This is a genomic window from Caulobacter sp. SLTY (genome assembly GCF_009905535.1).
Taxonomy (GTDB): domain Bacteria; phylum Pseudomonadota; class Alphaproteobacteria; order Caulobacterales; family Caulobacteraceae; genus Caulobacter.
On record NZ_JAAALA010000006.1, the window covers coordinates 20,925 to 41,128 of the forward strand.

Below are 20,204 nucleotides of genomic sequence, written 5' to 3' on the forward strand. Positions count from 1 at the left end.
TGCCGAATGTGGCTCCAGGCGCGGGAAACCCACGCCTTGAGCCGTCTCGAACTGTCCGAAGGAAGCAGCGGACCCGCCACGGCGCGCATGGGCGGCCGGCGCGAAATCTCTTTTGCATCCCCGTCTCCGAACGGTCAGGAAGGGCTCTTCCTGGATAAAGGCTGTGGTGACCCCACCGCCCCGCTGTTCACGGACAGGACCACGGCCGGACGAGTCCGTCCGTGGAAGGCGGCGCGTATAGCGGAAGGCTTGCCCAAACTCAAGGGCTGGTCAGGCCGCCTGTTTCGGGGACGCGTCGATTTCAGCCAGATGCGCCTCGAGGACGTCCAGGATCTCCCCGTCGAACGCGGCATCGAACTTCCGGGCGAACAGGTTGTCGCTGGCCAGCAGGGCGGGCGCATCGGCGATACCGTACGTGCGCGGACGCAACTTGATCGCCCCGTCCGGAACCCAGTCGATCATCCGAAGGTCATCGCCAGTCACCTCGCCGTGCCCGGGGGTGTTTCGGATCACGGTCTGGAAGAACCCTTCGTCGGCGATGAAGCTGCCGCGATAGAAGCGCTTGAACCGGTCCACCGACGGATCGCCGGTGACGAAGGCGCAGAACTTCCGGCTGACGATCATCCACTGATTGCCGATGTAGGGCTTGGCCCCGCCGAGGAAGAACCGGGGCAGCGGGGTGCGGAAGATCCGCTTGCGGGTCTCGATGACCAGGCGGGTGACCCGCGTCATGGTCTCCGGCCGGTGGAGGGCCTGGTCTCGGGCGACGATGAACTCCTTGCCCCGGTTGCGCGACAGGAAGGCGCGGATCTCGGCCTGCGACTTGAGCGGAAAGTCCTGGCCGCTGAGGTTGATGAAGAACTCCCAGTCGGCGCCCATCTCCAGCAGCCTGGCCATGCCGCGCAGCTCGGCGTCGACCAGGCTGTAGCCGCCCCAGAGGGCCGGCCGGCTGTCCAGCATCGCCGCGTTCGGATAGTCGGCCAGGAAGGCGGCGATGGCCGCGCCGACCGACGGGTCTGCATTGGCGTCGACGTGGACCACATAGCGATTGGCGGGATCGTGGATGGCCCGGAACATCCGCTCGAACTGCTCGGGGAAGCGGTGGACCAGGATCAGGTAGCCGATCGAGGCCACCGGCTTGACCGCACGAAACGGCGGAATCGGCGCGCGGGTCCCGCGCGCGGCAGGGAGTTCCGACGGGTCGGGCATGGTGGCGTCATTTCGTGAGGGGGCCAAACCCGAGCGGATCAACTGCAATGCAGTTCGCTGCCGGCGGCCACGCTCTTCAGATGGGGCGACGGCGCCGCAATAGATAGGCCCCGCCCGCCCTTCACCGGCACATGTCGGAAAATGCGCCGATCCCGCCCGAAGGCCGTCAGCTCATGGCGTCGATCCGGGCGAAGACGGCCGCCATCACCTGATCGAACCGACCGTCGCCGGAGTCCGGCCACCCGAGGAATTTCAGCGAGACCGGCCGGCCGATGCCGAAGGCCGACAGGCTGGAGATCAGCATCAACGCCTCGATGCGGCCGGCCTCCAGGCTGATCTTCTGGCCCCTCGCCCGGATGATCAGGTGGGCGACCAACTCGGTGCCGGGCGCCCAGACATGCTCGTACAGCACCGCGAATGCCGGCCCCGGCTCGGCGAACTCCCGCAGCACGAACCCGGTCCAGGCATTGGCCTCCCCGGTGACCATCAGCTGGTCGGCGAGGGCGGTCATGATCCGCTTGAGGGCGACGCGGGCCTGGGCCGGCGTCTCATCGGCCTGCAGGCCTTCCAGCGCCTCGGTGATGGGCGCGACCATCTGGCTGCGGTAGCGCTCGACGATGTCCTCGGCACAGGCGAGGTACAGCCCCTCCTTGCCGCCGAAATAGTATTTCAGGGCCGGCAGGTTGACCCCGGCGGCCTCAGCGATCTGCCGGGTGGTGGCCCCCTTGAAGCCACCAGCCCCAAAGGCGTCCAGGGCGGCATCGAGGATCCTCTGCCGCGCGGCCTCGCCCTTGCGATAGCCGCCCGCGATCTCCCTGACCTCTGCGTCTCGGCTGGACATCAGCCAGCTATGCCACGGGCCGGGTTGTCACAAAAGACGCCGGCTGATAGAAATGTATCAACTGATATGAATTTGGTGCTCGCCATGCTCGACATGACCTCCTACCTAGGTTGGAAGATCGACTTCGCCAGTCCGAAAGACGAGGCGGCCTATTGTCACCCCGGTTCGATGGCCTGGCGGGTCTACAAGAACCCTATCGCGCTGGGCATCGGCGGAGTGGCGGCGGTGCTGCTGGAGTTCGCCGACGCCCGGATCCGCTCGGGGGTCTGGGACCATTCCACCTATAAGGTCGACCCGATCGGCCGCTCCAAGCGCACCGGCGTGGCCGCCATGGTGGGGGTCTATGGTCCGGCCAGCGCCGCCCGGCGGGTGATCCAGGGCGTCACCAACATGCACAGCCAGGTGAAGGGCAAGACGCCCGGCGGCGAGGCCTATCAGGCGCTGGACACCGAGCTGCTCGACTGGGTGGCCGCCACCGCCGGCTACGGCTTCCTCAACGCCTACGACCGCTTCGTTGCCCCGCTGTCGGAAGCCGACAAGACCCGGTTCTATACCGAGGGGGCCGAGATCGGCGCCCTCTACGGCGTCAAGGCGCCGCTGCGCTCGACCGCCGACTTCATGGCGATGATGGAAAAGCTGGCCCCGCGCTTTGAGCCCCACCCGATCGTCGACGAGTTCCTGGCCATCATTGTCTCGGGCCAGGCCGCGCCGGCCGTACCGAAATTCCTGCACAGGGCGCTGGCCAAGGCCTCCGTCTCCCTGCTGCCGCCGATCGTGCGCGAGCGGCTGGGCCTGGGCCCCGAGTGGAACCTCAGCTGGTCCGAGACGGCGGCCCTCAAGGCGGTCGGCAAGCTGGCCGATCGCGTTCCCGTCCCCGGCTCCCCCGCCTGGGACGCCGCCCTGCGCCTGGGCCTGCCCGGCAATTTCGTCTGGCGCAGCGAGCCGGAGAAGCTGCGCCTTATCGCGGCCGCCGGCCTGGACCCCGCCCAGGCCCTGGCCGCCTGAGCGACGACGTTAACCACCTAAGTCCTTATTTCTTCCACAATTTATCCACAGGGTGCGGAACGTCCCGCCGGATCGGCGGGTTGAAGGTGCGATCGATAGAAGCGCGATCGCTGTTTCCCCCGGCCCCGCAAAAGCGCCGCCAGGGTTGTGAGTCGCCCTGATGTTCCACAGCACCCAACAGCTTGAAGCCGCGGTCTGGCGCGCCTTCGACGCGAAACGCCTGCGCCGCTATCGGCCAGAGCCTCAGCCGACCCCGCGCGGCGAGCATGCCCGCATGCTGGCCATCGCCGCCGCCCGCCGACGCCGCGCCATCGAGCGCCTCGAAGAGGCCCGCCCGGAAGACGCCGACTACTGGAAGGCGGTCGCGCCCTCCGCCCTCGGCAAGGCCCGCGCCTGGCGCGAAGAGAAGAGCTTCAGCCCCCTTCCTGAATAGCAGACGGGCCGAATAGCAAACGGGCGGCCCCATGTGGGACCGCCCGTCGCTGGACTTGAAAGGCAGTGAGGCGCCTAGACGCCGATGCTGCCGGTATCGACCTTGAAGCCCGGACCCATGGTCGAGGAGACCGAGATCCGCTTCACGTAGGTGCCCTTGGCGCCCGACGGCTTGGCCTTGTTGAGTGCGTCCACGAGAGCGCGGACGTTGATGAGCAGGGCTTCCTCGGTGAACGAGGCCTTGCCGATGCCGGCGTGGACGATGCCCGCCTTCTCGACGCGGAACTCGATGGCGCCGCCCTTGGCGTCCTTCACGGCCTGACCGACGTTCGGGGTCACGGTGCCGACGCGCGGGTTCGGCATCAGGCCGCGCGGGCCCAGAACCTTACCCAGACGGCCGACCAGGGCCATCATGTCCGGCGTCGCGATGACGCGGTCGAAGTCCATGAACCCGCCTTGGATCCGCTCGACCAGGTCCTCGGCGCCGACGACTTCGGCGCCGGCGGCCTTGGCTTCCTCGGCCTTGGCGTCCTTGGCGATGACCGCGACGCGGACGTCACGGCCGGTGCCCGACGGCAGGCTGACGACGCCACGGACCTGCTGGTCGGCGTGACGCGGGTCGACGCCCAGGTTGACGGCGATCTCGATGCTTTCGTCGAACTTGGCGGTGGCGTTGGCCTTCACCAGCTTGACGGCTTCTTCGACGGTGTGGACGGCGTTACGGTCGCCGGTCCAGGCCTTCATGCGCTTGGGTTGCTTGGCCATGTGCTTAGCCCTCCACCACGGTCAGGCCCATCGAACGGGCGGAACCGGCGATGATCTTGGTCGCCTGCTCGACGTCGTTCGCGTTCAGGTCCTTCATCTTCTTTTCGGCGATCTCGCGCAGCTGGGCTTGCGTGATCTTGCCGGCGCTGTCGCGGCCCGGGGTCTTGGAGCCCGACTTCAGACCCAGGGCTTCCTTGATGAAGTGGGTCGCCGGCGGGGTCTTGGTGACGAAGGTGAAGCTCTTGTCCTGGTAGACGGTGATCACCGTCGGCAGGGGGGTGCCTTTCGGCACGTTCTCGGTGCGGGCGTTGAACTCCTTGCAGAAGCCCATGATGTTGACGCCGCGCTGACCCAGCGCCGGCCCGATGGGCGGCGAAGGGGTGGCGGAACCGGCAGCCACCTGCAGTTTGATGTAGCCCAGAATCTTCTTGGCCATGGTTTCTCCTATGCCGGACGGGCCGGCGGTTGTGAGCCGTGGTGCGGGCTTGGCGTCCCTCCCACGGATTTGATTTCACCCGTAAAGGCGAAAGCCGCGCCGGTTAGGGCGCGGGGGCCGGCTCTGTAGCAGAGGCAAAATGGAATCGCAAACCTGCCCACCCTTCTCCGTCATCCCGGCCGGAGCGCGATGCGCGGAGAGCCGGGACCCAGGGGGTGCTTGATCTGGCGATTCAACGCCGCTTGGCGGCCGGTGCGCTGCCCCCCTGGGTCCCGGATCAGCCCTGCGGGCTGTCCGGGATGACGGTCCTGGTTTGGAACGACCGCCCCGAACCTAATTGAGACGGGGACCTTTTTAGCGCCCCGCCGCCTCCGCCCACCCCCGCGTCGCGGGGCAGGCTTGCATCGCCCGCCGGTATCCTTCACGCGCGGCGCACCGCTCTAGATACGCCTCCTCATCCGCGGTCAACGCCGCCATCCCCTGCCGCCGAACCCAGATCAGCGCGTAGGCCACCGAAATATCCGCCGCCGTGAACACCTCGCCCGCCATGTAGGGCGCCCGCTCCAGCTGCCGCGCCACCAGCCGCCGGCGACTGTTCAGCAGGCTCAGCGCCATCGATCCGGTCCAGTCCTCCTTGGCCCCCGGCGGCCCAAACCCGCCGCCCGCCCAGGCAAAGAAGGCCGGCCCCATCAGGCCCGCCTCCCCAAGATGCAGGAACTGAAGCCACGCACCGTAACCGGCATCCGTCGGCTCCAGCGCCAAAGGAGAAGGCCCATGCCGCCCCAGCAGGTACTGCAGGATGGCCACCGACTCGACCACCACCCCATGCTCGTCCTGCAACGCCGGAATGAACCCGCCGGGGTTGACGGCCATGAACTCAGGATCGCTCTCGGCCCCCTTCAACAGGTCTACGTCCCGCAGGCGATAGGGAAGGCCCATCTCCTCCAGCAGCCAGACAACCCGAAACCCCCTGCCCTCGCCCCAGACGGTGATCATTCCTGCTGCCCCTATAGAGAGTGACCCGATCAGGTGGTCAGCACCACCTTACCCACATGCGCCCCGGCTTCCAGATAGGCGTGCGCCTCCGCCGCCTCGGCCAGGGGGAAGGTCCGGTCGACCACCGCCTTCACCTTGCCCGCTGCTACCCAGGGCCAGACCACCCGCTCTACCTCGGCGGCGATCCGCGCCTTCTCGTCGGCGCTGCGAGGCCGCAGGGTGGAGCCGGTGATGGTCGCCCGCTTCTGCATGATGGCGAACACCGGGACTTCGATCATCGGCCCGGCCTGGGCTGCGATGTAGACGATGCGGCCGCCGGTGTTCAGGGCCGCCAGGTTCTTCGAAAAGTAGGGACCGCCGACCATGTCGAGGACCACATCGACGCCGCCCTCCGCCTTGGCCACGGCCTCGAAATCCTCGGCGGTGACGTCCACCGCGACATCAGCGCCGATCTCCAGCGCCTTGGTCTTCTTGTCCGCCCCCCGGCCGGTGGCGATCACCTTTGCCCCAGCCGCCTTGGCCATTTGGATGGCGGTGACCCCGATGCCGCTGGTCGCCCCATGGATCATCAGGGTCTCGCCGGCCTTCAGCGCCCCGTGCTCGAAGACGTTGGCGAAGACCGTGAACACCGTCTCCGGCAGCCCGGCCGCCTCTTCCAGGGACAATCCGGCCGGGACCGGCAAGGCGTGCCGGGCGTCGACCACCGCGTACTCTGCATAACCCCCGCCGCCGAGCAGGGCGCAGACCCGGTCGCCCGCCTTCCAGCGCCCGGCGCCCTGGACCACCTCGCCGGCCACCTCCAGCCCCAGCACCGGCGAGGCCCCCAGCGGCGGCGGATAGGCGCCCAGCCGCTGGACGATGTCGGGTCGGTTGGCCCCTGCCGCCTTGACCCGGATCAGGACGTCCCCCTCGCCCGCCACGGGAATGGGCGCCGTTTCGGGCCGCAGCGCCTCGGCGGGCCCCTTGCCGCCCTCGATGCCGATGGCGGTCATGGTCTTGTCGGACATCCTGGGGCTCCCAAAAGCTTGCGCGCGGCGCGGTTGCGGCGTCAGATAGGACCAAATCCGGCCCTTCGCGATAGGAGAGACGGCGAATGATCGACGAACCCCTCGGCCCCCGGGCCGGACGCGGCGACACCCTCAAGGCCCTGGGCCGCGAGGACCTGGACATCTACGGGGTGTCGGAGCTGGAGGAGCGCATCGAGGCGCTACAGGCGGAAATCGCCCGCTGCAGGGCTCAGATCGACAAGAAACAGGCGGGAAAATCGGCCGCGGAGGCGCTGTTCAACTTCAAGAACGGCTGAACAGGGTAAGGGGTTGGCACGCGGGTTGCAGTCCGTTGGCGGACGGCCAGTTCGGCCGGCAAACGCGTAACAGTTAGGGGCGGAAGTCTTGATGAACGATCTCAGCGCACTGGCGACGGCGCCGTGGCGAGCCGGTGTGATTTCCGACTTCGCCCGCTCCGAACTGTTCGAGCGCACCTTCCAGGAAGGCATGGACCTGGTCGAGGAGACCGCCGCCTATCTCGATGGGGCCGGCCGCCAGGACAGCAAGCTGCTCAGCCGCAACGCCGCCCTGTCCTACGCCGCCGAAAGCATGCGCCTGACCACCCGTCTGATGCAGGTGGCCAGCTGGCTGCTGGTCCAGCGCGCCGTCCGCGAAGGCGACATGGCCCCGGACGCCGCCTGCGATGACCGCTACCGCCTTAGCGCCGAAGCCGTCCATGACGCTGAGGCCCCGACTGAAACCCTGCCCGTGGGTCTCCTGGTCCTGCTCGAACGCTCGGGCCGCCTCTACGACCGCGTCCGCCACCTCGACCGCCGCATGTATGTGGAGTCCCAGGAAGAAGAAGTCCCCAACGCCGTGCTGAGCCAGTTCGACCGCCTGCGCGATGCGTTCGGAGCGGTGGGTTAGGCTCACCCCCTTCCTCTACACCATAGCTGTCATCCTTCGGGCGCGCGGAGCGCGAACTGGAGGACCCACGCCAAGGGCGGAACCGCCTGGAGCCCAAAGGCCGTCACCGAGGGCCGCACCCATCCCTCAAACGACATGCGCCAAGCGGACGAGTGGGTCCTCCGGTCCGCTACGCGGCCGAAGCATGACATGGGGTGGGAGGCGATAATTCTACCCGGGTGAAATTCAAACCGCGCTCCGCACCCACCGAGCCGTCACTTTTAGCACCCGTCGTCCGTAGCCCCAGCCCCCCTCAAACCAGGCTACATCCGCAAACAGTCGACCTATACCTCGGGCTACGCCCGGCCCCACACCAGCAAGTCCTCTGGCTACCGCAAAGCCAACAGGGCTGGGTCGATCGACCCCGCCAACAAAATCGCCGGATGTTTCGTAGCCGGCCGTGGTAGAATCGCCCGCTTCGTCAACGCAAAAGGCCGGCCCAACCGGGCCGGCCTCTGTCGTCCACAGACGTGGAGCAGCTTATTTCTTGGTGAAGGCACCGAACTTGGCGTTGAACCGGCTGACGCGGCCGCCGCGGTCCAGCAGGGTCTGGTTGCCGCCGGTCCAAGCCGGGTGGGTGTTCGGGTCGATGTCGAGGTTCAGCGTCGCGCCTTCCTTGCCCATCGTCGAACGGGTCTTGTAGGTGGTGCCGTCCACCATCACGACGTTGATGAAGTGATAGTCGGGGTGCGTGTCTTGTTTCATCGGGCGGTCCAACCGACAGAGTGCGGCAAATTAGGTGTGAGCGCGGGGTCGCCCGCGGAGACGCGCGGCTATACAGAAGGCGGCGCGACAAGGCAAGCAAGAGTCGCCGGAACCAGACGTCAGGGATCATGAGCACCACCGAGATCGATCAGGCCGTCGTCGATGGCCGCCCCGGCGCCGGCGCCGCCCTGGTCTCCAGCATCAGCGAGGACGCCGCCCGGCGGCCGAAATCCCGCGATGTCCGCAACCTGGCCACCCTCTGGCCCTTCATGCGCGCCCACTGGCCCTACGCGGCGGGCGCCTTCGTCTTCCTGCTAGTCTCGGTCTCGGCCACCCTGGGGATCACCGGCGCCGCCCGCATCGTGGTCGACCAGGGCTTCCTGCAGGGCGGCGCCGGCCAGCTGAACGCCGCCTTCCTGGGCCTGGGCGCCGTGGCCCTGACCCTGGCGGTCAGCACCGCCTTCCGCTTCTACTTCATCACCCAGCTGGGCGAGCGGGTCGTCGCCGACGTGCGCAAGGCCCTGTATGGCCACATCCTCTCCCTCGACCCGGCCTTCTTCCTGAAGACCCGCACCGGCGAGGTGCTGTCGCGGATGACCACCGACGTCACCCTGATCGAGACCCTGGTCGGCTCCTCGGTCTCCATCGCCCTGCGCAACCTGTTCAGCCTGATCGGCGCCACCATCCTGCTGGCCCATGTCTCATGGCAGCTGACCCTGTTCGTCATGCTGATCGGCCCCGTGGTCATCGTGCCGATGTTCGTGTTCGGCCGCCGGGTGCGCAAACTCTCCACCGAAGCCCAGGACCGCTTCGCCGACGCCGTGGCCTATGCGGGCGAGAGCCTCGACGCCCTGGAGACCGTGCAGGCGTTCGGGCGCGAGACCTATGCCACCACCCGCTTCGGCCGGGCGGTGGAAATGGCCTTCGGCCGCTCCATGGCCCGCACCCAGGCCCGTGCCGCCATGACCCTGATGGTCATGGCCCTGATCTTCGGTGGCGTGACCCTGGTCCTCTGGGTCGGCGCCCGCCAGGTGGTGGCCGGCGACATGAGCGCCGGCACCCTGCTGCAGTTCGTCATCCTGTCGGTGATGGCCGCCAGCAGCGTCGGCATGCTGGGTGAGGTCTGGGGCGACGTTCAGAAGGCGGCCGGCGCGACCCAGCGGATCAGCGAGCTGCTGGCTTCCAGGCCCAACATCGCCGCCCCGGCCCTGCCCGTGGTGCTGCCCGAGCCGCGGGGCGAGGTGGCCTTCGACGACGTCACCTTCGCCTACCCCGGCCGCCCGGACCTGCCGGCGCTCAAGGGCCTGACCCTGACGGTGAAGCCTGGCGAGACCGTCGCCCTGGTCGGCCCCTCGGGCGCCGGCAAGTCGACCGTCTTCCGCCTGCTGCTGCGCTTCTACGATCCGCAAAGCGGCGCCATCCGCCTGGACGGCGTCGACCTGCGCCAGGCTGATCCGGGCGAGGTGCGCAAGCGCATGGCCCTGGTCGCCCAGGACGCCGCCCTGTTCAGCGGTTCGGCCCGCGACAACATCCGCTTCGGCCGCGAAGAGGCCAGCGACGAGGAGGTCGAGGCCGCCGCCCGCGCCGCCGAGGCCGACAGCTTCATCGCCGCCCTGCCCGGCGGCTATGACGCCCCGGTCGGAGAACGCGCCAAGACCCTGTCCGGCGGCCAGAAGCAGCGCCTGGCCATCGCCCGCGCCCTGGTCCGCGAGGCCCCCATCCTGCTGCTCGACGAGGCGACCAGCGCCCTGGACGCCGAGAACGAACGCCTGGTGCAGAAGGCCCTGGACGAGGCCATGGACGGCCGCACCACCCTGGTCATCGCCCACCGCCTGGCCACCGTCCTGCGCGCCGACCGGATCATCGTCATGGACGGCGGCCGGGTGGTCGAGGAAGGGACACACGACGAGCTGGTCGCCAAAGGCGGCCTCTATGCAAAGCTGGCTGGCCTCCAGTTCGCGGCCAACGCGGCCTAAGGGGTTTCCCTTAGTGTCGATTTGAGTTCAGGCGGCGCAAACCTCGCTGCACCCTTCCTGGCCCGGCGTCGCGGCGTCGGGTCGGCCGGCGCCTCGCCGGTCGTTGTGCGAACATGGGGCGTGAACGTTGGAAAATCTCGACGCCTTGGTCCTGGCGAGACTGCAATTCGCCTTCACCATCGCGTTCCACATCATCTTCCCGAGCTTCACCATTGGCCTGGCCAGCTTCCTGGCGGTCTGTGAAGGCCTCTGGCTGACCACCCGGCGGGAGGTGTTCCGCAACCTCTACCTCTTCTGGGTAAAAGTGTTCGCCATCAGCTTTGGCATGGGCGTCGTCTCCGGCGTCGTCATGAGCTACCAGCTGGGCACCAACTGGAGCGTCTTCTCTCAGGTCTCCGCCCCGGTCATCGGCCCGCTGTTTGCCTTCGAGGTGCTGACCGCCTTCTTCCTGGAGGCCAGCTTCCTGGGGATCATGCTGTTCGGCTGGAAGAAGGTGGGGCCGGGCCTCCACTTCACCTCCACCGTGCTGGTCGCCATCGGCACCCTGATCTCGGCCTTCTGGATCATCAGCGCCAACAGCTGGATGCAGGCCCCGGCCGGCTACGCCGTCCTGCCCGACGGGACCCTGACCGCCACCGACTGGTGGGCCGTGGTGTTCAACCCGACCTTCCCTGTCCGCCTGGCCCACATGGCCCTGGCCGCCTTCCTGACCACGGCCCTGGCGGTCGGGGGGGCCAGCGCCTGGGTGCTGTTGCGCGACAGGGACCAGCCGGAGAGCCGCATGGCCCTGCGCATGGCCATCGGCATGTTCGCCATCGTGGCTCCGCTACAGCTGGTCGTCGGCCATGCCTCGGGCGAGATCGTCCGTGATCACCAGCCACTGAAGCTGGCCGCCATCGAGGCCTACTGGGAGACCCGCGCCGACCAGCCGCAGAGCCTGGTGGGCATCCCCGACCGGGACGCCGCCAAGACCCACGGCGAGATCGCCATCCCCGGCATCGGTAATCCGATCCAAGGCGTCTCGCGCGACACAGTGCTCAAGGGGCTCGATGCCTGGCCGCGCGAGGACTGGCCGGTGGTCTGGCTGGTCTACTGGGCCTTCCGGGTGATGGTGGGCTTGGGGCTCGCGATGATCGGGCTCGGCCTCTGGGGCGCCTGGTGCTGCTGGCGCAAGGGACCGGAGGCCAACCGCCTGTTCCTGATGTCCAGCGTGTTCATGGCGCCGATGGGCTTCGTGGCGGTGATCGCCGGCTGGATCGTCGCCGAGGTCGGCCGCCAGCCTTGGGTGATTTACGGCGTGCTGCGGACCAAGGACGCCGTCTCGCCGGTCGGCGCCGGGCAGGTCAGCGCCTCACTGCTGGCCTTCATGGTCATCTACGCCATCGTGTTCAGCGCCGGCGCCCTCTACATTCTGCGCCTGCTCAACCGCGGCCCCGCCCCGCACGAAGAGGCCCCGACCCAGGAGGACCGCGCCCCCGGCACGCCCCTGGCCGCCGCGCCCGACGAGGAGGCCCCCTGATGGATCTGCCGCTGATCTGGGCCGGGCTGATCGCCACCGCCGTTCTGCTCTACGTCCTGCTGGACGGGTTCGACCTCGGCGTCGGCATCCTCTTCCCCTTCGCCCGCAGTCCGGCCGAGCGGGACGCGATGATGAACTCCATCGCCCCCTACTGGGACGGCAACGAGACCTGGCTGGTGCTGGGCGGCGGCGGGCTGTTCGCCGCCTTCCCCATGGCCTACGCCATCCTCGGCCCGGCCCTCTATCTCCCCCTCATGCTGATGCTGCTGGCCCTGATCCTGCGCGGCGTCGCCTTCGAGTTCCGGCTGCACGGACGCCGGCGCGGCAAGGCCCTGTGGACCGCCGCCTTCGCCGGCGGCTCGCTCGCCGCCACCCTCGCCCAGGGCCTGGTGCTGGGCGGCTTCATCCAGGGCATCAAGGTCGAGGACGGCGCCTTCGTCGGCGGTCCCTTCGACTGGCTCACCCCCTACAGCCTGCTGGTCTCGGCGGGCCTCGCGGCCGGCTACGCTTTGCTCGGCGCGACCTGGGTAATCTGGCGCTCTGAAGGTCAGCTGCAGGCCGACGCTCGCCGCTGGGCCTGGATCAGCGGCGGTCTGGTCGCCGCCCTGCTCGCCGCCGTCAGCCTCGCCACTCTGCTGGTCCATCCGCGCATCGCCCAGCGCTGGGGCTACGAGGGCGGCGCCTTCGATCTCGCCGCCTTCCTGCCGCTCAGCCCGATTCCGCTGCTCGGACTGGCCGGTCTGGCGGTCATCGCCTGGGGGCTGCGCAAGGGCTCCCACAAGGGCCCCTTCCTCGGCGCCCTGCTGGTCTTCTTCTCCGGCTTCGTGGGCCTCGCCGCCGGCTTCTTCCCCAACATCATTCCCTACGACGTCACCTTCCGCCAGGCGGCCAACCAGGACGGGCCGCTGGCCTTCATGCTGGTCGGAGTCGCCATCCTGCTGCCGGTGATCCTCGGCTACACCGCCTGGGTCTACTGGATCTTCCGAGGCAAGGTCGCCGCCGATGCCGGATATCATTGAAGGCCCGCCCGAGGCGGACGACCCGCGCCCCAGCTGGCCCAGCCGCCTGATGTGGTTCGCCCTGCTGGCGCTCGGCGGCTTGGCCGCCACGGCGGCGGTGGCCTATGCGCTAAGAGCGATGCTCGGCCTGTAGCGCTTGCCTGACCTAACGGCCGGGCCTCCACTGTCCCTAAAACGACAAGGGAGAACGCCATGGATCTGGGCCTCAAGGACAAGGTCATCTTCGTCGCCGGCGCCAGCCGCGGCATCGGCCTGGGGATCGTCGAGGCCTGCCTGGCCGAGGGCGCCAAGGTGGCCATCACCGCCCGCGGCGCCGAAGCGCTGGAAGCCACCCGCGGCGACCTTGCCGCTCGGTTCGGCGAAGACCGCCTCTGGGCCATGGCCGGCGACCTGCGCGAGACGGCGGTCATCGAAAAGGCCCTGGCCGCCTGTGAAGAGGCCCTCGGCCCCATCCACGGGGCGGTGGCCAACGTCGGCCTCCACCCCTGCCCGCCCGGAGCGGCGGTGGACGACGAGACCTGGGACGCGGGCTTCTCCCAGAACCTGGGCTCTGCGTGGCGGCTGGCGCGCGGGGCTTATGCCCGGATGGAGCCGCGCGGCGCTGGCTCGATCCTGTTCATCAGCTCGATCGCGGGCCTGGGCGCCCTCGGCACGCCCCTGACCTACGGCACCGCCAAGGCGGCGGTGAACCACCTGACCAAGGAACTGGCCCAGATCACCGGCCGCAAGAAGGTGCGGGTCAACTGCATCGCGCCGGGCAACATCATCTTCCCCGGCGGCGACTGGGAGGCGCGCTCGACCGGCGAGCGGGCCGACAACTGGAACCGCTGGATCCGCCGCGAGGTGCCGCTGCAGCGGTTCGGCAAGCCGGAGGAAATCGGCTCCATGGCCGCATTCCTGCTCAGCGACAAGGCCAGCTTCGTCCACGGGGCGGTGATCCCCGTCGACGGCGGCCAGACGAAATAAGGAGTGCAGACGATGACCCAGAACAACGATGCCACCTACGAACACCTCGACATCCGGCTGGAGAACCAGACGGCCTGGGTGACGATGAATAGGCCCGACAGCCTGAACGCCCTGAACCGCAAGCTGGTCGAGGAGCTGCGCGACTTCTTCGTCGGCCTCTACTGGCGCCGCGACGTGCGGGTGGTGGTGATCCGGGGCGCCGGCACGGCCTTCTGCGCCGGGTTGGACCTGAAGGAGCGCAGCAACAGCGAAGGCGGTCGTTCGATCGGCGCGGGCCTCACAGCCCAGCGCCGGATCAGCGAGATCGTAATCGCCATGCGCCGCTGTCCCCAGCCGATCATCGCCTGCATCGACGGGGCGGCGGCTGGCGGCGGCTTCGCTATTGCCCTGGCCAGCGACGTGCGGATCGCCACGCCGCGGCTCAAAGCCAACGCCGCCTTCATCCGCATCGGCCTGACCGCCTGCGACATCGGCGTCAGCTACTTCCTGCCGCGCATGGTCGGCAGCTCGGTGGCGGCGGAATACATGCTCACCGGCCGGTTCTTCACCGCCCAGCGGGCCTATGAGCTGGGCCTGATCAGCCAGATCGTCGAGGCCGACGATCTGCAGAGCCTGGCCCAGGGCTTCGTCGACGACATGCTGCACGCCACACCGCTCGGCCTGCGGCTGACCAAGGAGTGCCTCAACCACGCCATCGACGCGCAAGGGCTGGAAGCGGCCATCGCCATGGAAGACCGCAACCAGATCCTGGCCAGCTCCGACGGCGACTTCCAGGAAGGCGTGCGAGCCTTCCTGGAAAAACGCCGGCCGGTTTACGAGACCCGCGAAAGCTGACCGGGACGGGTCAGGAGGTGGAAGCGCAGGCACATGGCCAGCGCCGCCACCGCCAGCCCGAAGGCCAGGCCGATCCAGATGCCGAGGCCCCCCATGCCGAGGGTGACCCCCAGCAGGATGCAGACCGGGGCCCCGGCGAGCCAGTAGCTGCCGCCGGCCAGGATCATCGGCCAGCGGGCGTCCTTCAGCCCGCGTAGGCTGAGGGCGCCGACCACCTGCAGGGCGTCGAACAGCTGGAAGGCCGCCGCCACCTTCAGGAACAGCGCCGCCAGGGCGATGATCTGCAGGTCCTCAGGCCCCCGCCCGGCGATGTAGAGCCCGGCGATCCAATGGCCGGCGAAGGCCATCAGCACGCCAAACAGCAGCACCACCCCGCCGCCCGCGACCATGGCCACGAACCCGGCCCGCCGCGTGCCGGCCGTGTCGCCCGCGCCGGCGAACAGGCCGACGCGCACGGTGGCCGCCATGGCGATGCCCAGAGGCACCATGAAGGTCACCGAGGCGAAGTTCAGGGCCACCTGGTGCGCCGCCAGGGTGGCGGCCCCGAAGGTGCCGGCCACCAGGGTCATGGCGTTGAACAGCATGGCCTCGAACAGCATGGTCAGGCCGATCGGCACGCCCAGCCGGAACAGCTCCTTGAACTGGCCCCAGTCCGGCGTCCGGAAGCCCTCGAACACCGGCACCCGGCGCAGGACCGGGTCCAGCCAGAGGATCACCACCATGGCCAGGAAGGAGAACACCGCCGAACTGGAGGTGGCGATGCCCGCCCCGATGATGCCCAGTTTCGGCAGGCCCAGGTGTCCGAAGATCAGCGCCCAGGCCAGCACGAAGTTGAACGCGATGGCCGCCAGCATGACGTAGAGCGACGCCCTCGGCCGCTCCAGGGCGGTGGCGAAGTTCCGCAGCACCTGGAAGCCGAAGGTGAAGGGCAGGCCGAAGCACAGCATAGCTGTGAACTTGCCCGCGTCCCGCGCCAGCGCCGGGTCCTGCCCCAGGTGGCTGAGGATCCAGCCCGCCGACAGCAGGATGGGGATCAGCGGGAGCGGCAGCACGATGGCCACCCACAGGCCCATGCGGGTGACCGCCCGGGGACCGTCGATGTCGTTCGGGTTGCGGCCCAGCATCTGGGCGATCATCGGCGCCACGGCGGCGGTCGGCCCGCCGCCCATCAGCCAGCAGAAGTAGTAGACGGTATTGCCGATCGCCGCCGCCGCCAGGGCGTGGGAACTGAGGCGCCCCAGCAGCACCACGTCGGTGGCCAGGATGGCCATCTGGGCCAACTGGGTGATGATCAGCGGTCCCGACAGCCACAACAGGGCGCGGGCTTCGGCCAGCCAGCCGGCGAGGCTTCCGCCTGGACTGAGGCGGCTGGAGAAGGTTTGTGAGGTCAAGCTCATGTCGGTCTCTCGGGTTTTGTGGCCCGGGCCCGACGCGCGCAATGGGGATACAAAAAACCCCTCCGGAGCGTCGGGCTCGGGAGGGGGCGGCTGAGATTTCAGGGTGTCTGAATCCTCTAGGCGAATTCCTCGCGAGCGCAGGCGGCCATGCGACCGCCAAAGGCGGACGGCACAGACGTGCATTGGGTGAGGAATTTGCGGTTCACGGGTACTGGCTCTCAGGTGCGGCCCGGATGGGCCGAGTGGCGGATGGGTATTCCGGGTCGCACGGGAGGTCAACCCGCGGGGGAACGCTGTTTGACGGTGTTGCTCAAAATCCTCCCTCCCCGAAAGAGAGGGACCGGACTTAAAGCTGATCCAGCCCGTAGGCCGCGTGGAGCGCCCGGACGGCCAGTTCGGTGTAGGCGCTCTCAATCAGCACGCTGATCTTGATCTCCGAGGTGGAGATCACCTGGATGTTGACCCCCTTGTCAGCCAGGGCCTTGAACATGGTCTTGGCGACGCCGGCGTGGCTGCGCATGCCGACGCCGATGACCGACACCTTGGCGACGTCCTCGTCCAGCACTGCGCCCTCGAAGCCGAGTTCGGCCTGCAGGCCGTTGACGACCTCCATGGCGCGGGCGCCGTCACGCTTGCCGACGGTGAACTCCATGTTGGCGGTGTCGGCCGTGCGGGCGTGCGCCTGAACGATCATGTCGACGTTGACGTTGGCATCCGCCAGCGCCCCGAAGATGCGCGAGCTGACCCCCGGGGTGTCGGGCAGGCCGAACAGGGTGACCTTGGCCTCGTCGCGGCTGTAGGCCACGCCGCTCACGATCCGCTTTTCCACGATATCCTCCTCGTCGCAGAGGATGGTCCCCTGCCCCGGCGCTTCGCCCGGTTCGACAAAACTCGACAGCACCCGCACCGGCACCTTGTGGGCCATGGCCATTTCGACCGAGCGGGTCTGCAAAACCTTGGCCCCCAGCGAGGCCATCTCCAGCATTTCCTCGTAGGAAATGCGGGCCAGCCGCCGGGCCTTGCTCTCGATGCGGGGGTCGGTGGTGTAGACCCCGTCCACGTCGGTGTAGATGTCGCACGCCGCGCCCAGTGAGGCGGCGATGGCCACCGCGCTGGTGTCCGAGCCGCCCCGGCCCAGGGTGGCGATGCGGCCGTCCTTGGTGACGCCCTGGAAGCCGGCGATGACCGCGATCTCGCCGCCGTCCATCGCCGCACCAAGCGCTTCGGACGGGATCTCCTCGATCCGCGAGCGGCCGTGGGCGTCGTCGGCGATGATCGGGATCTGCCAGCCCATCCAGGAGCGGGCGCGAAGGCCCATGTTGCGCAGGGTCATGGCCAGCAGGCCGGCGGTCACCTGTTCGCCGCTGGCCACCACCACGTCGTATTCGTCATCCGAGGGCGTGAGGCCCTGGGCCGCCGCCCCGGCCCCATCGGTCCAGGCCACCAGCTCGTTGGTCTTGCCGGCCATGGCTGAGACCACCACGGCGACGTTCTTGCCGGTCGCCGCCTCGGCCGCCACCAGCCGGCCCACCCGGCGGATGCGCTCCAGGTCGGCCACCGAGGTGCCGCCGAACTTCATGACCAGCCGTGACAAGCCGCGATCCCCGAACAACGAGACAATTCTTGCCCCGCACGGGGACGAAACCTCGTATTCCGCGCAAGGAGCCGCCTTCTAGCGGCCGATGCGCGGCGCCGCAATGCGCGGATCGTCAAATTGCCATGCAGACGGGACAAGCCGCCTGGTCAGCACTAGATATGAGCCATGGACAGCGCCGCCCCCACCCTGACCCACAGCATAGATCCGGAAGACGTCGAACGCTTCTCGCGCATCGCCGCCGAGTGGTGGGACCCGAAGGGCAAGTTCGCCCCGCTGCATAAGTTCAACCCTGTCCGCCTGGCCTTCATCCGCGACCTGGCGCTCAGCCATTTCAACCGCGACGGCGCCGCGCGCCGGCCGTTCGAGGGCCTGCGGCTGCTCGACATCGGCTGCGGTGGCGGCCTGCTCAGCGAGCCGATGAGCCGGCTGGGCTTTTCGGTGATGGGGGTCGACGCCTCGCCGCGCAACATCGGCACGGCCAGCACGCATGCGACCGAACAGGGCCTGACCATCGACTATCGCGCCAGCACCGCCGAACAGCTGGAGGCCGATGGCGCGGGTCCCTTCGACGTGATCCTCAACATGGAGGTGATCGAGCATGTCGCCGATCCGGGCGAGTTCCTGCGCACCTGCGCCCGGCTGCTGGCCCCCGGCGGGGTGATGATCGTCGCCACCCTCAACCGCACGCTCAAGGCGCTCGCTTTGGCAAAAGTCGGGGCCGAGTATGTGCTGCGCTGGGTCCCGGCCGGCACCCACGACTGGAACAAGTTCCTCAAGCCCGAGGAGCTGCGGAGCTTCCTGGAAGGCCATCCCTTCGACATCGAGGGACCGTTCGGGGTCAGCTACAACCCCATCACCGGCCGCTGGGACCGCACCTCGGACAGCGACATCAACTACATGATGACCGTCACGCGCGGCACTTGAGCGTGAGCCGCGTCACGGTCGGCGCCCGACGCCCGGCCTAACGTCAGGCCTCGAAGACGGAACAAGGCGAAACCGGACAGGGACTTCCCCGAGCCCTAGTTCAACTCTTCCTTCTTCGGGGGTGCGGGCGGCAGGGGGGCCACTCGCACCCCATCTTCCACCAGGGCCTTGACCTCCTTGGGGCTGGCCTCGCCGTAGATGCCGCGTTCCTCGCTCTTGCCCTCGTGGATGGCGCGGGCCTCCTTGGCGAACGCATCCCCGACATAGTCGAAGTTCTGTTCGACATGGACGCGGACGGCCTGTTGGGCCTGCATCATCATCTCGCGCATCTGCGGGGCGATGTCGGCGCCGCCGCGGTTCTTCGTGCCGGCCACGGCGGGGGCCATGATCTGCTTGCGCACATTGCCCGATCCGCAGGCCGGGCACTCGAGCAGCCCCCGCGCCGCCTGATCATCGAAGTCGGCGGACGCGCCGAACCAGCCTTCGAACTCGTGGCCGGCGTCGCAGGCGAGCGCGTATTTGATCACAGGGCCGGTCCGGTAAAGTCGCGGGCGTTCTTCAGCGCCGGGATGGCGGCGCGGGCCTTGTCGGCCAGGGCCGGATCGATATCGACAAGCAGCACGCCGGGCTCATCGTGGTCGAGCGTCCCCAGCACCTCGCCCCAGGGGCCGACGGCGATCGAGTGGCCCCAGGTGCCTCGGCCATCCTCATGGAAACCGCCCTGGGCGGCGGCCAGGATGAAGCTGCCGGTCTCGATGGCGCGGGCGCGGAGCAGGATTTCCCAGTGCGCCTCGCCGGTCGGGCGGGTGAAGGCCGCGGGCACGGTGATCACCTTCACCTCGGCCCGCGCCAGGGCGCGGTAGAGGGCGGCAAAGCGCATGTCGTAGCAGATGGTCAGGCCGAGCGGGCCGAACGGCGTCTGCGCCGCCACCGCCCGGTCGCCGGGGGCGTAGACCTCCGACTCCCGCGCCGTCTCGCCGGTCGGCAGGTCGACGTCGAACATGTGCAGCTTGTCATAAGTCGCAACCACCGCGCCGTCCGGCCCCACCAGCATCTGCCGGTTGGCCGCCTGGCCGTCCGCGCGGCGCACAAGGGCCGAGCCGATGGAGAGCCAGACGCCCAGCTCCCGCGCCAGATCCCGCAGGCCCAGCACCACCGGATCCTCCTCGGCGGTCTTCAGCAGCGGCAGCAGAGTCTCCCGATGCTTCTGGAGGATGTTGGTCCCCTCCGGCGTGACGATCAGCAGGGCGCCGCCGGCCGCCGCCTCGCGCACCAGCGGCGCGACATGGGCCAATGCGGCCTCGTGCGTCGCGGGCGTGCGGGTCTGGACCAGGGCGGCGCGGAAGCTCATGCCTCGAGCATCGCGTCCAGCTTGCCGGACCGGTCAAGGGCCAGCATGTCGTCGCAGCCGCCGATGTGTTTGTCGTCGATGAAGATCTGCGGGAAGGTGCTGCGGCCCGACCGCTGCATCATCTCCTGGCGCAGGGCGGGGTCCATGCCGGCCTCGATCTCTTCGAAGTCAGCCCCCTTCTCGTTCAGCAGTGCGACCGCCCGCGAGCAGTAGCCGCAGAAGGGACGGGTGTAGATGACGACCTTGGCCATGGGTTCTCCGGTTTGCACCCTCCAGATAG

At 68.6% G+C, this 20,204-nt stretch carries 23 protein-coding genes; 11 read left to right on the forward strand and 12 right to left on the reverse strand.

What is annotated here, in order from left to right:
* Nucleotides 1–270 precede the first annotated feature (270 nt).
* Both GVN21_RS04595 and GVN21_RS04600 read right to left on the reverse strand, forming a co-directional pair.
* Nucleotides 271–1,209 (reverse strand): beta-1,6-N-acetylglucosaminyltransferase, encoded by a 939-nt coding sequence (locus GVN21_RS04595; RefSeq protein WP_166573544.1) that lies wholly within the window; start codon nucleotides 1,207–1,209, stop codon nucleotides 271–273.
* A gap of 166 nt (nucleotides 1,210–1,375) precedes the next feature.
* The gene (locus tag GVN21_RS04600; protein ID WP_166573545.1) at nucleotides 1,376–2,050 is read right to left on the reverse strand and encodes a CerR family C-terminal domain-containing protein; all 675 of its coding nucleotides are present in this window, start codon (nucleotides 2,048–2,050) and stop codon (nucleotides 1,376–1,378) included.
* A gap of 66 nt (nucleotides 2,051–2,116) precedes the next feature.
* On the opposite strand from GVN21_RS04600, the gene GVN21_RS04605 reads away from it, so the two are divergent.
* Together GVN21_RS04605 and GVN21_RS04610 are read left to right on the forward strand one after the other, a co-directional pair.
* Nucleotides 2,117–3,055 (forward strand): oxygenase MpaB family protein, encoded by a 939-nt coding sequence (locus tag GVN21_RS04605; RefSeq protein ID WP_240902764.1) that lies wholly within the window; start codon nucleotides 2,117–2,119, stop codon nucleotides 3,053–3,055.
* A gap of 160 nt (nucleotides 3,056–3,215) precedes the next feature.
* On the forward strand, nucleotides 3,216–3,488 hold the full coding sequence (locus GVN21_RS04610) for a hypothetical protein (RefSeq protein WP_166573546.1): 273 nt from the start codon (nucleotides 3,216–3,218) through the stop codon (nucleotides 3,486–3,488).
* Between the two features lie 74 nt (nucleotides 3,489–3,562).
* On the opposite strand, the gene rplA is transcribed toward GVN21_RS04610, so the two are convergent.
* The 4 genes from rplA to GVN21_RS04630 form a co-directional block, all read right to left on the reverse strand.
* Nucleotides 3,563–4,252 (reverse strand): 50S ribosomal protein L1, encoded by a 690-nt coding sequence (gene rplA, locus GVN21_RS04615; protein ID WP_166573547.1) that lies wholly within the window; start codon nucleotides 4,250–4,252, stop codon nucleotides 3,563–3,565.
* Between the two features lie 4 nt (nucleotides 4,253–4,256).
* Nucleotides 4,257–4,688, reverse strand: a complete 432-nt coding sequence (gene rplK / locus GVN21_RS04620; RefSeq protein WP_166573548.1) for a 50S ribosomal protein L11 — start codon at nucleotides 4,686–4,688, stop codon at nucleotides 4,257–4,259.
* Nucleotides 4,689–5,042: 354 nt separating this feature from the next.
* Nucleotides 5,043–5,684 (reverse strand): glutathione S-transferase family protein, encoded by a 642-nt coding sequence (locus GVN21_RS04625; protein ID WP_166573549.1) that lies wholly within the window; start codon nucleotides 5,682–5,684, stop codon nucleotides 5,043–5,045.
* Between the two features lie 29 nt (nucleotides 5,685–5,713).
* Entirely contained in the window at nucleotides 5,714–6,691 is a 978-nt protein-coding gene (locus tag GVN21_RS04630) for an NAD(P)H-quinone oxidoreductase (RefSeq protein ID WP_166573550.1), read from the reverse strand.
* 86 nt (nucleotides 6,692–6,777) lie between these two features.
* Here GVN21_RS04630 and GVN21_RS04635 point away from each other — a divergent pair, with 86 nt between their 5' ends.
* Together GVN21_RS04635 and GVN21_RS04640 are read left to right on the forward strand one after the other, a co-directional pair.
* Entirely contained in the window at nucleotides 6,778–6,987 is a 210-nt protein-coding gene (locus GVN21_RS04635) for a DUF1192 domain-containing protein (RefSeq protein ID WP_166573551.1), read from the forward strand.
* Between the two features lie 91 nt (nucleotides 6,988–7,078).
* Nucleotides 7,079–7,597: a DUF1465 family protein gene (locus tag GVN21_RS04640; RefSeq protein ID WP_166573552.1), complete on the forward strand. Its 519-nt coding sequence runs from the start codon at nucleotides 7,079–7,081 to the stop codon at nucleotides 7,595–7,597.
* A gap of 519 nt (nucleotides 7,598–8,116) precedes the next feature.
* On the opposite strand, the gene rpmE is transcribed toward GVN21_RS04640, so the two are convergent.
* Nucleotides 8,117–8,341 (reverse strand): 50S ribosomal protein L31, encoded by a 225-nt coding sequence (gene rpmE, locus GVN21_RS04645; protein WP_166573553.1) that lies wholly within the window; start codon nucleotides 8,339–8,341, stop codon nucleotides 8,117–8,119.
* Between the two features lie 128 nt (nucleotides 8,342–8,469).
* Here rpmE and GVN21_RS04650 point away from each other — a divergent pair, with 128 nt between their 5' ends.
* The 6 genes from GVN21_RS04650 (at nucleotide 8,470) to GVN21_RS04675 (ending at nucleotide 14,655) form a co-directional block, all read left to right on the forward strand.
* Nucleotides 8,470–10,317: an ABC transporter transmembrane domain-containing protein gene (locus tag GVN21_RS04650; RefSeq protein ID WP_166573554.1), complete on the forward strand. Its 1,848-nt coding sequence runs from the start codon at nucleotides 8,470–8,472 to the stop codon at nucleotides 10,315–10,317.
* A 127-nt stretch (nucleotides 10,318–10,444) separates the two neighbouring features.
* Nucleotides 10,445–11,836: a cytochrome ubiquinol oxidase subunit I gene (locus tag GVN21_RS04655; protein ID WP_166573555.1), complete on the forward strand. Its 1,392-nt coding sequence runs from the start codon at nucleotides 10,445–10,447 to the stop codon at nucleotides 11,834–11,836.
* Nucleotides 11,836–12,855 (forward strand): cytochrome d ubiquinol oxidase subunit II, encoded by a 1,020-nt coding sequence (cydB, locus tag GVN21_RS04660; protein ID WP_166573556.1) that lies wholly within the window; start codon nucleotides 11,836–11,838, stop codon nucleotides 12,853–12,855. The genes GVN21_RS04655 and cydB overlap by 1 nt, the downstream gene beginning before the upstream one ends.
* A complete protein-coding gene (locus GVN21_RS04665) occupies nucleotides 12,839–12,988 on the forward strand; it encodes a hypothetical protein (RefSeq protein WP_166573557.1) in 150 nt (49 codons plus the stop codon). Before cydB ends, GVN21_RS04665 begins: the two co-directional genes overlap by 17 nt.
* Nucleotides 12,989–13,047: 59 nt before the next feature.
* Complete coding sequence (locus GVN21_RS04670) at nucleotides 13,048–13,821, forward strand: SDR family oxidoreductase (protein ID WP_166573558.1); 774 nt, start codon at nucleotides 13,048–13,050, stop codon at nucleotides 13,819–13,821.
* A 12-nt stretch (nucleotides 13,822–13,833) separates the two neighbouring features.
* Nucleotides 13,834–14,655, forward strand: coding sequence for an enoyl-CoA hydratase-related protein (locus GVN21_RS04675; protein ID WP_166573559.1), 822 nt, complete (start codon nucleotides 13,834–13,836; stop codon nucleotides 14,653–14,655).
* Here the strand turns inward: GVN21_RS04675 and GVN21_RS04680 are convergent.
* Complete coding sequence (locus GVN21_RS04680) at nucleotides 14,634–16,052, reverse strand: MATE family efflux transporter (RefSeq protein ID WP_166573560.1); 1,419 nt, start codon at nucleotides 16,050–16,052, stop codon at nucleotides 14,634–14,636. The two genes, GVN21_RS04675 and GVN21_RS04680, sit on opposite strands and share 22 nt — an antisense overlap.
* Nucleotides 16,053–16,398: 346 nt before the next feature.
* A complete protein-coding gene (locus tag GVN21_RS04685; protein ID WP_166573561.1) occupies nucleotides 16,399–17,646 on the reverse strand; it encodes an aspartate kinase in 1,248 nt (415 codons plus the stop codon).
* Between the two features lie 168 nt (nucleotides 17,647–17,814).
* On the opposite strand from GVN21_RS04685, the gene ubiG reads away from it, so the two are divergent.
* Nucleotides 17,815–18,573: a bifunctional 2-polyprenyl-6-hydroxyphenol methylase/3-demethylubiquinol 3-O-methyltransferase UbiG gene (gene ubiG, locus GVN21_RS04690; protein WP_166573562.1), complete on the forward strand. Its 759-nt coding sequence runs from the start codon at nucleotides 17,815–17,817 to the stop codon at nucleotides 18,571–18,573.
* 95 nt (nucleotides 18,574–18,668) lie between these two features.
* Here the strand turns inward: ubiG and GVN21_RS04695 are convergent, their stop codons facing one another.
* From GVN21_RS04695 to grxC, 3 genes are read right to left on the reverse strand one after another with little or no spacing between them, the layout of a single operon-like run.
* Entirely contained in the window at nucleotides 18,669–19,100 is a 432-nt protein-coding gene (locus tag GVN21_RS04695) for a DUF1178 family protein (RefSeq protein ID WP_166573563.1), read from the reverse strand.
* A complete protein-coding gene (locus tag GVN21_RS04700) occupies nucleotides 19,097–19,924 on the reverse strand; it encodes a carbon-nitrogen hydrolase family protein (protein WP_166573564.1) in 828 nt (275 codons plus the stop codon). Before GVN21_RS04700 ends, GVN21_RS04695 begins: the two co-directional genes overlap by 4 nt.
* Nucleotides 19,921–20,175 (reverse strand): glutaredoxin 3, encoded by a 255-nt coding sequence (grxC, locus tag GVN21_RS04705; RefSeq protein ID WP_166573565.1) that lies wholly within the window; start codon nucleotides 20,173–20,175, stop codon nucleotides 19,921–19,923. The genes GVN21_RS04700 and grxC overlap by 4 nt, the downstream gene beginning before the upstream one ends.
* Between the last annotated feature and the right edge of the window lie 29 nt (nucleotides 20,176–20,204).